This is a genomic window from Archangium sp., assembly GCF_036389735.1.
Taxonomy (GTDB): Bacteria; Myxococcota; Myxococcia; order Myxococcales; family Myxococcaceae; genus Archangium.
In genome coordinates this window covers 24,945-36,682 of the sequence record NZ_DASVWK010000995.1, presented here as the reverse complement: position 1 = coordinate 36,682, position 11,738 = coordinate 24,945, and the positions used below count along the sequence as shown (strand labels likewise).

General features: G+C 70.8%; 11 protein-coding genes. 7 read left to right on the top strand and 4 right to left on the bottom strand.

Annotated elements, in window-relative coordinates; all coding sequences use genetic code 11:
- The first annotated feature begins 280 nt into the window (after positions 1–280).
- From VF794_RS35635 to VF794_RS35605, 7 genes are all read left to right on the top strand, one after another.
- Complete coding sequence (locus tag VF794_RS35635) at positions 281–1,729, top strand: nicotinate phosphoribosyltransferase (protein WP_331117582.1); 1,449 nt, start codon at positions 281–283, stop codon at positions 1,727–1,729.
- A gap of 18 nt (positions 1,730–1,747) precedes the next feature.
- Entirely contained in the window at positions 1,748–2,719 is a 972-nt protein-coding gene (locus VF794_RS35630; protein WP_331117581.1) for a nicotinamidase, read from the top strand.
- The gene (locus VF794_RS35625) at positions 2,716–3,456 is read left to right on the top strand and encodes an NUDIX hydrolase (RefSeq protein ID WP_331117580.1); all 741 of its coding nucleotides are present in this window, start codon (positions 2,716–2,718) and stop codon (positions 3,454–3,456) included. Before VF794_RS35630 ends, VF794_RS35625 begins: the two co-directional genes overlap by 4 nt.
- Before the next feature lie 122 nt (positions 3,457–3,578).
- Entirely contained in the window at positions 3,579–4,025 is a 447-nt protein-coding gene (locus VF794_RS35620) for a hemerythrin domain-containing protein (RefSeq protein ID WP_331117579.1), read from the top strand.
- 29 nt (positions 4,026–4,054) lie between these two features.
- Positions 4,055–4,861: a methylase gene (locus tag VF794_RS35615; protein ID WP_331117578.1), complete on the top strand. Its 807-nt coding sequence runs from the start codon at positions 4,055–4,057 to the stop codon at positions 4,859–4,861.
- 82 nt (positions 4,862–4,943) lie between these two features.
- Positions 4,944–7,610, top strand: a complete 2,667-nt coding sequence (locus tag VF794_RS35610; RefSeq protein WP_331117577.1) for a TonB family protein — start codon at positions 4,944–4,946, stop codon at positions 7,608–7,610.
- Between the two features lie 2 nt (positions 7,611–7,612).
- The gene (locus VF794_RS35605) at positions 7,613–8,527 is read left to right on the top strand and encodes a hypothetical protein (protein WP_331117576.1); all 915 of its coding nucleotides are present in this window, start codon (positions 7,613–7,615) and stop codon (positions 8,525–8,527) included.
- A 15-nt stretch (positions 8,528–8,542) separates the two neighbouring features.
- Here VF794_RS35605 and VF794_RS35600 read toward each other — a convergent pair whose 3' ends face one another.
- Genes VF794_RS35600 through VF794_RS35585 form a run of 4 tightly spaced genes read right to left on the bottom strand, consistent with a single transcriptional unit; the run spans position 8,543 to position 11,718 of the window.
- On the bottom strand, positions 8,543–8,836 hold the full coding sequence (locus VF794_RS35600) for a hypothetical protein (RefSeq protein WP_331117575.1): 294 nt from the start codon (positions 8,834–8,836) through the stop codon (positions 8,543–8,545).
- A 13-nt stretch (positions 8,837–8,849) separates the two neighbouring features.
- Complete coding sequence (locus VF794_RS35595) at positions 8,850–9,950, bottom strand: glycerate kinase (RefSeq protein ID WP_331117574.1); 1,101 nt, start codon at positions 9,948–9,950, stop codon at positions 8,850–8,852.
- Positions 9,947–10,426 (bottom strand): YkgJ family cysteine cluster protein, encoded by a 480-nt coding sequence (locus VF794_RS35590; protein ID WP_331117573.1) that lies wholly within the window; start codon positions 10,424–10,426, stop codon positions 9,947–9,949. Before VF794_RS35590 ends, VF794_RS35595 begins: the two co-directional genes overlap by 4 nt.
- A complete protein-coding gene (locus VF794_RS35585; RefSeq protein ID WP_331117572.1) occupies positions 10,426–11,718 on the bottom strand; it encodes a class I SAM-dependent rRNA methyltransferase in 1,293 nt (430 codons plus the stop codon). Before VF794_RS35585 ends, VF794_RS35590 begins: the two co-directional genes overlap by 1 nt.
- Between the last annotated feature and the right edge of the window lie 20 nt (positions 11,719–11,738).

Genomic DNA, 11,738 nt, shown 5'->3' with positions numbered 1-11,738 from the left:
GGGCGGGGGCGCCACCTCCACCTCGACGAACTGGAGCGTCGCCGTCACGGGCCTCGGGGGCGTCCGCTGGGCCTCGGACGAGGCGCGCCGCGTCTCCACCCACAGCCACAACAGGGCATGCGCGCCGAGGCTGAGGGCGAGCGCGAGCAGCAATCGGCGGCGGGAGTCGGGCATCGCGCGGCCGATTCAACCACCCTTCGCGCCCATTCCCGAGCCCTGGGGGAGAAAGAGTGTTGCTGACTCTTTCCCCACCCGGTAGAGTTGTCCCGGGAGGCAGACCATGGGGATCTCGCTGCTCGCGACGGACGGCTACAAGTTCAGCATGGCGGAGGCTGGCTGGCCGCTCCGCCGGGAGACGTTCTACTACTCGCACCGCAAGGGGGGGCAGCAGGTGGTGCCGCTGGACCTCGAGTCCTACGTGCGCGCCCTGCTCCCAACTCCCACCGAGAGCGACTACGTCTACCTGGCGCGCAATGGCTACGAGATGGGGGCGGGCTTCAAGGCGGCCATCCAGCGCCAGGACAGGCTCGTCATCCGGGCGCTGCCGAAGGGCGCGCGCTTCTACCCGCGCGAGCCGGTGTTCACGCTGACGGGGCCCTCGGCGCTGGTGTCGTGGCTGGAGCCGTTGCTGCTCCAGCTCAACTTCCGCATCCAGGTGGCCACGCAGGCGCTGGCGGACCGGGAGGCCCTGGCCAAGGCGCTCGCGGTGGTGTCGTGCGAGGAGGAGAAGCGCATCGCCCTGGAGACGCTGGACGCGGTGGGGGTGAAGCCGGTCCCCATGAGGGTGGACACCGAGGGTTACCACGCGCGGGTGGTGGCGGTGGTGCGCGAGCTGGTGGAGGCGGTGAAGGATCCGAGCCGCATCTTCGAGGTGGGGCTGCGCGCGGCCACGTGTCTGGAGCAGCATGAAATCGCCCTGCGGGCCTGCAAGGAGGCCGGGGTGATGCGCACCAGCCACGTGCTCCTGGCGCAGAAGCTGGGGATGATTCCGGTGGGCACCATGGGGCACGAGCACGTGCAGCGCTACGGCTCGGACGAGGCGGCCTTCCGGGCCATCCGCGAGCGGCGGCCGGAGCGCTCGAGCTACCTGCTGGACACCTACGACACGCTCACCTCGGGCCTGCCGACGGCCTTCCGCCTCATCCACGAGGAGCCCAACGCGGGGGACTCCATCCGGTTCGACTCGGGGGACAAGAAGAAGCAGTACACGCAGGCGGTGTCGCGGGCGAAGGAGGAGGGCATCAAGCCGGTGCTCATCCTGGAGGACGGGCTGGACGCGCAGGCCACGCGCGAGTTCGAGGAGCTGCGCAGCCAGTACGGCTGGGAGCCCTCGAAGCAGTTCTACGGCTATGGGGGCTTCATCGTGGCGCGCACCATGGCGAACCCCTACACGCGGGACCGGGTGGCGGCGGTGTACAAGCTGGCGAAGACGGGCCACGTGCCGACGATGAAGTTCGGCAACGAGCTGGCCGAGGGCAAGCAGAGCATCCCGGGCGTGCCGGTGGTGTTCCGGCGCCGGAGCGGCTCGGGCCCCATCGGGCTCATCGGTCAGGAGGGCGAGCCGGTGCCCGAGGGTTACGAGCTGCTCTCGGGGGCCACGCCGGAGGCCGCGGCCATCCCCCCGGTCGGGGCGGAGGAGCCGCGGGTCGCCTACACGCCGACCACGCAGAAGCTGGTGGAGGAGCTGCGCCAGCAGCACTTCCCCCAGGGCCGCGCGCAACATTCTTGAAGTCTCCTGGAGGACGCCATGACCTTGCCCGTTCCCGAGTTCCATGAAGAGAAGCGCGTGGGCGCGCTGTACCTGGAGCGCGCCGCGCAAGTGACCGAGTCGGCCCGGCGCTACGCGGTGGCGCACGGGGTGAAGCCGGCGCGCGAGGACCGCGTGCGCATCGCGGCGTTTGGCATCGACGTGCAGGTGGCCTTCTGCCAGCCGGAGGCGAGCCTCTTCGTCCCGGGCGCGGTGGAGGACACGCAGCGCACGCTGCGCTGGCTGTACGCGCACCTGGACCGGCTCACCGGGCTGGTGTTCTCGCTGGACACGCACCGCGTCTTCCAGGTGTTCCACCCGGCGTGGTGGCAGGACGCGGAGGGCCGGCCGCCGGCGCCGCTGACGCCCATCACCTCGGCGGAGATCCGAGCGGGGAAGTGGCGGGCCACGCGCCACCCCGAGGAGAGCCTGGCGTACTGCGAGCGGCTGGAGGCGACGGGCAAGTACGTGCTGACGGTGTGGCCGTACCACGCGCTGCTCGGAGGGCTGAGCCACGCGCTGCTGCCGGCGGTGATGGAGGCGAGCCTGTTCCACTCGCTGGCGCGGGACACGCAGACGCGCTTCGAGGTGAAGGGCGAGGAGCCGTTGACGGAGAACTACTCGGTGCTGTCGCCCGAGGTGACGGAGGTGGGGGGCCGGAAGGTGGGTGAGTTCAACACGGACCTGTTCGACCACCTGCTGAGCTTCGACCGGGTGTACGTGTTCGGGCAGGCGAAGTCGCACTGCGTGCTGTCGACGCTGATGGACCTGAAGCAGCACATCGAGGCGACGGACCGCTCGAAGATGGGGCGCATCCACATCCTGGAGGACGCGATGAGCCCGGTGCCGGCGCCGCCGTTGGATCCGTTGCCGCCGGGGCTGGACTTTCCGCGCGTGGCCAACGAGGCGATGCGGACGTTCCGGGAGGCGGGGATGAAGGTGGTACGGACCACCGACCCGATCGAGGTGTGAGGGCCCCTGGGGTCCTGCGGGCGCGCAAGACGCTGGCGGCGTATGCGCGCCCGGCGGTGGCGGTGGACCTGGTCATCCTGACGCTGCTGGAGGGCGCGTTGAACGTGCTGCTGGTGCGCCGGGGCGAGCCTCCCTTCGAGGGGAAGCTGGCGCTGCCCGGAGGCTTCCTGCGGGTGGAGGACGGTGTGGAGGAGCAGGGGGAGGACCTGGACGCGGCGGCGGCGCGGGAACTGGAGGAGGAGACGGGGCTCGGGGCGGAGGACGTGCTGCTGGAGCAGTTCGCCACGTTCGGTCGTCCGGGGAGGGACCCCCGTATGCGGGTCATCTCGGTGGCGTACTACGCGCTGGTGCGCTCGGACCTGGCCCAGCGGGTGCGCGCGGGCGGAGACGCGGCGGAGACGTGCTGGAAGCCGGTGGCGGAGCGGCGCGAGGGCGCGCTGGCCTTCGATCACGAGGACATCCTGCGCGTGGCACTGGGGCGGATGCGGGAGAAGGTGGACACGTCCGCGCTGGCCTTCTCCCTGGTACCGGAGACCTTCACGATTCCGGAGCTGCGGGCGGTGTTCTCGGCGGTGAAGGGGGAGGCGCAGGATCCGGGGAACTTCCGCCGCAGGGTGACGCGGCTCATCGAGGACGGGGTGCTGGAGAAGGCACCGGGAGTACGACGAACGGCCTCCAAACCCGCGGCCCTGTACCAGTTCCGAGCCTCCCCCCCCTCGACCGGGCGCAAGATGTGAGCAGCAAGGGGGTGGGGGGCGCAAAATCTTCGTGCCCGAGGGGTCGCTCGACAGCGAGCAACGCGGCCCACCCCTTGCAGTGCTCCGAGGTCGAAGCAGGCCCCAGGCCTCGGAGAGCGCCCATGAAGGTGGAAGAACTCAAGAACGGGATCCTCGCGCAGCACCACATGCTCCGCGCGCTGCTGGTGGACCTCGGAGACGTGGCGCAGAAGGTGGCGGAGGGGGATGCTTCCGGGGAGCAGGTCCTCCGCGACAGCGCCCATCAGCTCGCCGATGCACTCCTGCGCCACATGGAGGACGAGGAGCGGATCCTGGAGGCGCTGTCGCGCGAGGGCCATGCCCCCGCGGCCGAGCACCTCGCCGAGTTCCAGCACGACCACGTGCACCAGCGCGGGCTGCTCGCGTCCTTCAACACGCGCATCGACTCGGTGCAGGCCTCGCGCCGGCTCGGGCAGATCATCAAGGCCCTGACCAACGCGGTGCTCCTCGACATGGAGCACGAGGAGACGGCCATCTTCGGCAAGCCGTCCTTCACGCGGGAAGCGGACCCGGTGGCCCAGGTTGCCTGAACCGTGGCCTATAGTCCCGGGCCTCGGCCATGACCTCCCTGGACAGGAAGACGCGCGGAAGAACGGCTCATGGGCGCCTCCAGGCGCTCGACGTGTACCTCGTCCACCACGAGCGCGAACTGCTGGCCCGAGAGGACGGAGCGTGGGCCCGGGCCGCCTTCGTGGACTTGGGCTTTGGCGAGCACCCGTGGACCACGCTCGACAGCGCCGGGGCCTTCCGCGAGCTCAACCCGAGGCTCCCGGTGGTGGGGGTGGAACTGGAGGCGCAGCGGGTGGAGTCCGCCCAGGCCCATGCCGATGCGCTCACCGACTTCCGGCAGGGCGGATTCGACCTGTCCTCGCGGCCCGGGGAGACCGTCCGCCTCATCCGCGCCATGAACCTGCTGCGGGGGTACCGCCCCGAGGAGGTGCCCGCCATCCACCGCCAGCTCGGGCAGGCCCTGCTCGACGGGGGGTTGCTCGTCGAGGGCAGCACGGACACGCCCGGCGCCGTGCTGGTGACGCACCTGCTCCGGCGTGGCCCCGAGGGGCTCTCGCGCGAGGCCCTGCTGTTCCACACCGACTTCAGCCGGGGCTTCGCGCCCGTCCTCTTTCGCGACTGGATGCCCCGGGACTTCCGCCGCCGGGTGAAGCCCGGAGAGCCCATCCATGCCTTCTTCGCGGACTGGACGGCGGCGTGGCGGGAGGCGCGCGAGGCGGGGCACGAGGCGCCCCCGGATGCCTTCCGCCATTCCGTGCTAGGGCTGGCCTCTCGTGTCGAGGGCGTCACGACCGACGCGTGGCTGCTCGACCGTGGTTTCCTTCTCTGGCGTCCCCCTGGTGGAGTCTTCCTGTGAGGGCCCGAGTCACCGCGGGTGAAGGCATCCGACACGAAGGCGGATAGAATTCCTGGTTGTACGGCCGCAAGGACCCCCTTAAATGCCCCCTACCGTGGCCCCCACCCGCTCCGTCCTCTGGTTGCTGCTCGCCGTCCTCTCCCTTTCCGCGCTGCCCGCGTGGGCCCAGGCCTACGACGGTGCACGCCGGGAGGAGGTGGACGCGGGTGTCCATACCCCGGTGCTGACAAAGGCACCCGAGCTCGTCCACTTCGTGGAGGCCGTCTACCCGACCGAGGCCGCCCAGGCCGGCAAGACGGCCGCGGTGGAGATGCTCATCACCATCGACGAGAAGGGCCAGGTGTCCGACGCGCAGGTGACGACGCCCGTCGGTGAAGGCTTCGACGAGGCGGCGCTCGCGGCGGTGCGGCAGTTCCAGTTCACCCCGGCCGAGGTCGACGGCGCACCGGCCCCCATCCAAATCCAGTACGTCTACAACTTCGTCCTCCAGGCGCCGAAGGTGGAGGAGTCCGCTCCGCCTCCGCCCCCGCCGCAGGCGACCCTCACGGGGCAGCTCCTGGCGCGCGGCAGCCGCTCGCGTGTGAGCGGGGCCACGGTTCGCTGTGGGGATGAGGCGGAGGCCCCCGAGGCGCTCTCGGATGCGGACGGACGCTTCACCCTGAAGGTGACGCCCGGCACCTGTGAGGTGCGCGTGGTGGCCAACGACTTCCACCTCTTCACGACGAAGGAGCAGCTCGCTCCCAACGAGACGACGGAGGTCATCTTCTACCTGCTGCCCAAGGCCCCGGGCTACGAGACGGTGGTGCGCGGCGCGCGCGAGAAGAAGGAGGTGGTGCGCCGCACCCTGGAGCGCTCGGAGCTCCAGAAGGTACCGGGCACCTTTGGTGACCCCATCCGCGTGCTCCAGAACCTGCCCGGTGTGGCGCGCGCGCCCTTCATCTCCGGCCAGCTCATCGTGCGCGGCGCGGCGCCGGACCAGACGCTCACCTTCTTCGACGGCGTACCGGTGCCCCTCCTCTACCACCTGGGCGGTGGGCCCTCGGTGCTCAACGCCGAGTTCATCGACCGCGTGGACTTCTTCCCGGGTGGCTTCGGCTCGCGCTACGGCCGCGCGGTGGGGGGCGCGGTGGACGTGGCCACGCGCAAGGGCGCCAGTGACACGCTGCACGGCTCGGTGAAGGTGGACCTGCTGGATTCGGGCTTCTTCCTCGAGGCGCCCGTGACCGAGGGCATCTCCGTGGCTGGTGCCGCGCGTCGCTCGTACGTGGACGTGCTCCTGCCGCTGGTGCTGCCCGAGGACCCCGAGGGGGGCACGCTGCTCGTCCTGCCTCGCTACTGGGACTACCAGGTGCGCGTGGACTTCGGGGCGAAGCGGGGCGAGTCGGGTCCGGGCGCGCGCAGCAGCGGGTACGTGATGGCCTTCGGCTCGGACGACCTGCTGAACGTGGTGGCCTCGGGCGGCGGGCGCAACCGCGACATCACCGTGGACGCGCGCACGCTCTTCCACCGCGTCAAGGGTGACTGGACGTACCGCAACGGGGGCTTCACCTCCGTGTTCACCCCGTACGCGGGCTTTGACCTGGCCAGCTTCGGCTTCGGCGAGACGAGGCTCGACGCGAACATCTGGTCGCTCGGGGCGCGCCAGGACTTCTCGCTGGAGCTGCTGCCGTGGCTCACCACCCGGGCGGGCGCGGACGTGCGCTTCGAGCACACGGTGGGCGAGGGCCGGATTCCTTTCCTCGGCGGCATCCAGTACCCGGCCTTCCCCGGTGCCGAGCCCAAGGCGGAGCTCCAGGACATCAAGCGGGTGGCCAACTCCTTCGATGGCGCGCTCTACACCGAGGTGGACCTCAAGGTCGGGCCGGTGACGCTGACGCCCGGTGTGCGCGCCTCGTATGCCCGCATCTATGGACAGGAGCGCGTCGTCGCGGACCCGCGCCTGTGGGTCCGCGTCCAGCCCTCGGAGAAGACGTCCTTCAAGGGCAGCATGGGCATGTACAGCCAGCCGCCCCAGACGTTCAACCTGGAGCCGGCGCCGCTGGGCAACCCGGCCCTCACCCACGAGCGCGCCTTCCAGGGCAGCCTGGGCGTGGAGCAGCAGCTCACCGATGCCATCAACGTGGACGTCACCGGCTACTACAACCGGCGCTATGACCTCGTCGTCTCCCCGGGCGACACGGTGCGCAACGACGACGGCACCCTCACCCGCTACCAGTACTCCAACCGGGGCCTGGGGCGCGCGTACGGCATGGAGGTGATGCTGCGGCACGCGGTGACGCGCGACTTCTTCGGCTGGCTGGCCTACACCTTCAATCGCTCCGAGCAGCGGCGCGCGGGTGGCAATGACTACCGGCTGACCACCTGGGACCAGACGCACATCCTCACGGCGGTGGCCAGCTACCGGCTGCCGGCGGGCTTCGAGCTGGGCGCGCGCATGCGCTACGTCACCGGCCGGCCCACCACGCCGCTCCAGCACACCTTCGACGTCTACGGCGTGGACCGCAACAGCTTCCAGGGCACCTACGGGGAGGCCAACTCGGTCCGCTTCCAGCCCTTCCACCAGTTGGATCTGCGGCTGGAGAAGAGCTGGCTCTTCCAGCGCTGGACGCTGTCGGCCTACGTCGATGTGCAGAACGTCTACAACGCCTCCAACGTGGAGGCGACCTTCAACGACTACCGCTACCGCGAGGTCTACGAGGTGCCCGGCATCCCGATCCTCCCGGTCATCGGCGTCAAGGGGAGCTTCTAGTCATGCGCCACCTCTCCGCCGTCCTGAGTCTTTTGCTGTGCGCCGCCTGCGTGGGCTCCGAGGACACCCCGTCGAACGTGAAGGATCTGCGCGTGCTCGGCATGCGGATGGATCCTCCCGAGGTGTTCGCCGAGACGTGCTCCACCGATCCCGCAGGGCTCGCCGACGCGCTCGTGCGCCCCGTGCGCCTCACCGCGCTCATCCCGGACCCGGCCGGTGACGGCCGCGAGCTCGACTACACGCTGTGGGCCTGTGGCTCGCCGAATGACGAGACCTGCACGGAGAACCGGGTGGAGCTGGCCCGCGGCATCACGACGGCCGGCGAGCTGGTCATCAACCTGTTCCCGGGACCGGGCGCGGCGCGGCTGCCGGACGGGACGTTCCTCGCGCAGAAGGTGCTGGATGAGGACACGTACCGGGGACTCGGCGGCGTGCGCATGCCGCTGGTGCTGTGGGTGCGCGGCGGCGGCGAGCAGGTGTATGCGCAGAAGCTGATGGTGTACGGCTGCCGCTTCTTTCCGGAGATGAAGCCCAACGTGCAGCCGGCACTGCCGGGCGTGCTGTTGGAGGGCGAGCCGTGGGAGGAGGGCGTGCCGCGCGAGCTGTCCGGCCCGGGGCCCTTCGTGCTGGACGTGCCGGACCTGTCCGCGGTGCAGGAGTCGTTCGTGGTGCCCTCCTTCGAGCTGAAGCCGGTGCAGCTCCAGGAGGCGTGGGAGCTGGCGTGGCACACGACGCTGGGGCGCATGTCACCCAACGAGACGGGCGGAGCGGACCTCGGCGGTGGGGTGGAGCGGCACCGGGTGGAGTGGAGCCCTCCGAGCGACGCGCAGGCCCAGGAGGTGCGCTTCTGGGTGGTGGTGCGCGACGGGCGCGGCGGCCTGTCCTGGGTGGAGCGCCGGGTGAACTACACGCCGTGAGCCCCGGCAGGGGGTTCACGGAGGGTTCACGATCACCTTGCCGGACGTGCAGCGGCTGCTGAGTCCCTCCTCCACGCACTGCTCATGGGGAAGGCACTCCCCGCGGCAGGGGAGTGCGTCACAGTAGCCCGTCTTCTTGTTGCACACCGTCCCGGGGACACAGGAGGCGTAGCAGCCGCCCTGGGAGCGCGAGACGGCGGCCATGGCGAGCCCCCAGGCGACGGCCCCTCCGGCTCCGCTGCTACAGCTGGTGGACACGAGTGCGAGGAGGCACACCGCCAGCAATCCGAGGCGTACGAGGGGCTTCATGGTGGATCCTTTCCTACCGCTGCCGTGAGGCCCAGGATGCACCAGCATGTCGCAAGGCGTCGATGTGGGAGGCGCCGGGGGGAGCCAGCGCGGAGACCTCCACCACCTCGTCGAAGAGCGAGGGGCCCGTGCCCACGTCGGGCGCGACGACTCCAGCGAACATCACCGCTCGCTTGCCCAGGGCACGTGCCTCCCGGGCCAGTGCGCCGGGTCCCTTGCCGAGCGCCGTCTGCCGATCGAAGCGGCCCTCGCCCGTGAGCACGACGTCCGCGGCGGCGAGTCGCTCGGGTAACCGGAGCGTCCGGGCCACCATCCCGTACCCGGAGACGAGCCTTCCCCCAGCCAGGGCCGCGAGCCCGTAGCCGAAGCCGCCAGCCGCGCCCGCGCCGGGTGCCTGGGCGAGCCCGGGAGCGACGACCTCGGCGAAGCGGGCCAGGGCGGACTCCAGCTCGGCCACGGTCGCAGCATCGGCTCCCTTCTGAGGTCCGAAGAGGCGCGAGGCCCCATCCGGGCCCAGCAGGGGCGCGGTGACATCCGTGGCCACCAGCAGTTCCACCTCGGCCAGGCGAGGGTGCCGTCCACGCGTGTCCACCCGCGCGAGCCGTCGCAGTGCGGCTCCACCCGGAGGAAGGGGGGCACCGTGCTCATCGAGGAACCGGAACCCGAGCGCCGCGAGTGCCCCTGTCCCGCCGTCATTGGTGGCGCTGCCGCCAAGCCCGAGGATGAGCCGCTCGCAGCCAGCGTCCAGCGCCGCGCGCATCAGCTCGCCCGTGCCTGAGGTGGAGCTGCGTCGTGGGTCGCGTTCGCCCGGAGCGAGCAGGGACAGCCCGGAGGCAGCGGCCATCTCGATGACCACCGTGCGTCCCGAGTCCAGCAGTCCGTAGGTGGCTCGCACGGACGTGCCGAGGGGCCCCCGCACGGTGCGCATCACCCGTTCGCCGCCCACGCCCGCGAGCAGCGCGTCCACCGTGCCCGGCCCGCCATCTGCGAGCGGCGCCACGTCCAGTTCCACTCCTGGGGCGCCCTGGCGCAACCCCTCGGCCAGGGCCGTGGCGGCCTCGGCGGCCGTGAGGGTGCCTTTGAACTCCTGGGGAGCGACGAGCCAGCGGCTCACGGCTCAGAGGCCTCCGCGTGCCATTCGAGGATGGGGCGGGGGCCCTTCAACGAGGGCAGGAGGCGCTGCGAGACGCGCTCCAGTCGCACCAGCAGGGCGTTCACCGTCTCCCCGGGCTGACGGGCCGGGCCACGGATGCGCTCGCAGAAGAAGGTGCGGCAGCCGAAGGGGCGCTCCGCGTACACCGTGCAGCGCTTCCCCGCCGCGTCCAGGTAGGGACAGCCGCCGTCCTCGCGCGGAGGCGGCAGGGGGTGGTTGCGCGCGAGCAGCAGCCACTCGGGGTACCACAGCCAGGGCTGCCGCTTCGTCTTCGAGAGCTGGCAGCACTCCCCGCTCGCCGGGCACGAGAAGGGCGCGTACGCGGCATCCGCCTGACGGTAGATGGCGCGCAGTTCCTGGAGGGCGCGTGCTTCCTCGCGCCCCCCCGGGTCCGAGGGGGCCTCGTCGCTGTCGTCGTCCCAGTCGGGGTGGCGCATCACAGTACGCGGAGCACGAAGCACTTCAGGTAGCGCGTCTCGCGCAGACTCAGCAGCACCGGGTGGTCCTTGCCCGCGCCACGCTTCTCGATGATCTGCACCCGCCGCTTCGCGTCCGCCGCCGCCGAGGCCAGCATGTCCTCGAAGCCCTGCTCGTCGATGTGGTACGTGCAGCTCGCGGAGATGAGGTAGCCGCCCGGCCGCAAAAGCTGCATGGCGCGCAGGTTGATCTCCTTGTACCCGCGCAGGGCGCCCTCGATGGCGTCCTTGTTCTTCGCGAACGAGGGCGGGTCCAACACGATGGTGTCGAAGCGCCGGCCCTCATCCACCGCGTCGCGCAGGAAGTCGAAGGCGTTGGCGACGACGACTTCCACGTTGGGCAGCTTGTTGGCCGCCGCGTTGTCGCGCAGCTGCGCCGCGGCCGACTCGGAGATCTCCACCGCCGTGACGCTCTTGGCCCGCGTGGCGAGCTGGAGCGCGAAGCCGCCCACGTACGAGAAGCAGTCCAGCGCCTCGCCGAAGGCATACTGCGACGCCACGATGTGGTTCTCCCGCTGGTCGAGGAAGGCGCCCGTCTTCTGGCCCTCCAGCAGGTCCGCGCGCACGCGCACCATGCCCTCGTCATAGGAGATGGGCCCGGGGAGCGAGCCGTACAGCACGCCCTTCTCCTGCGGCAGGCCCTCCAGCGCGCGCACGCCCACGTCCGAGCGGTTGACGATGGCGCGTGGCTTGAACAGCTCCACCATCAGGTCCAGGAAGAGCTGCTTGCGCTGCTCGGTGCCGGGGATGAGGAACTGCACACTGAGGCAGTCGCCGTAGCGGTCCACCACGAGGCCGGGCAGCAGGTCCGCCTCGCCGTGCACCATGCGGTAGGTGGTTTCTCCGGGCAGGGCGCGCTGACGCATCGCGTCCGCCAGGGCCAGCCGCTGGCGGAAGAAGTCCACGTCCACCGCCACGTCCTCGTAGGACAGCCAGCGCAGGGAGATTTTCGACTGCTTCGAGTAGAAGGCCTTGCCGAGGAACCAGCCCCGGGCGTCCATGACGCGCACCACCTCGCCGCCCTCCAGGGCGGGGTCGCCGTTGAGGTCGGCGCGGTAGATCCACGGGTGGCCGGCCTGCCAGCGGTCGACACCCCGGCGGATGAGCTGCACCTGGGGCAGCCCATCCGGGCCGATGTCCGGGGTGGTCCGGTCCGGGGCGAGCTTCTCCGGGCGCTGCGGGGGACGCTTGCCGCGGCCCTGGGGGGGACCGGGGCGGCGCTCGGGACGATTTCCTGACATTGGCTTGGGCATGGCGGCTGCGGCGTATACTC

What these genes read in the sequence shown, in the direction of transcription:
- VF794_RS35610 (WP_331117577.1), top strand. Translation starts at nt 4,944, where the DNA reads ATGCCCCCTACCGTGGCCCCCACCCGCTCCGTCCTCTGGTTGCTGCTC.
- VF794_RS35590 (WP_331117573.1), bottom strand. Translation starts at nt 10,426, where the DNA reads ATGCGCCACCCCGACTGGGACGACGACAGCGACGAGGCCCCCTCGGAC.
- VF794_RS35620 (WP_331117579.1), top strand. Translation starts at nt 3,579, where the DNA reads ATGAAGGTGGAAGAACTCAAGAACGGGATCCTCGCGCAGCACCACATG.
- VF794_RS35600 (WP_331117575.1), bottom strand. Translation starts at nt 8,836, where the DNA reads ATGAAGCCCCTCGTACGCCTCGGATTGCTGGCGGTGTGCCTCCTCGCA.
- VF794_RS35585 (WP_331117572.1), bottom strand. Translation starts at nt 11,718, where the DNA reads ATGCCCAAGCCAATGTCAGGAAATCGTCCCGAGCGCCGCCCCGGTCCC.
- VF794_RS35630 (WP_331117581.1), top strand. Translation starts at nt 1,748, where the DNA reads ATGACCTTGCCCGTTCCCGAGTTCCATGAAGAGAAGCGCGTGGGCGCG.
- VF794_RS35605 (WP_331117576.1), top strand. Translation starts at nt 7,613, where the DNA reads ATGCGCCACCTCTCCGCCGTCCTGAGTCTTTTGCTGTGCGCCGCCTGC.
- VF794_RS35615 (WP_331117578.1), top strand. Translation starts at nt 4,055, where the DNA reads ATGACCTCCCTGGACAGGAAGACGCGCGGAAGAACGGCTCATGGGCGC.
- VF794_RS35635 (WP_331117582.1), top strand. Translation starts at nt 281, where the DNA reads ATGGGGATCTCGCTGCTCGCGACGGACGGCTACAAGTTCAGCATGGCG.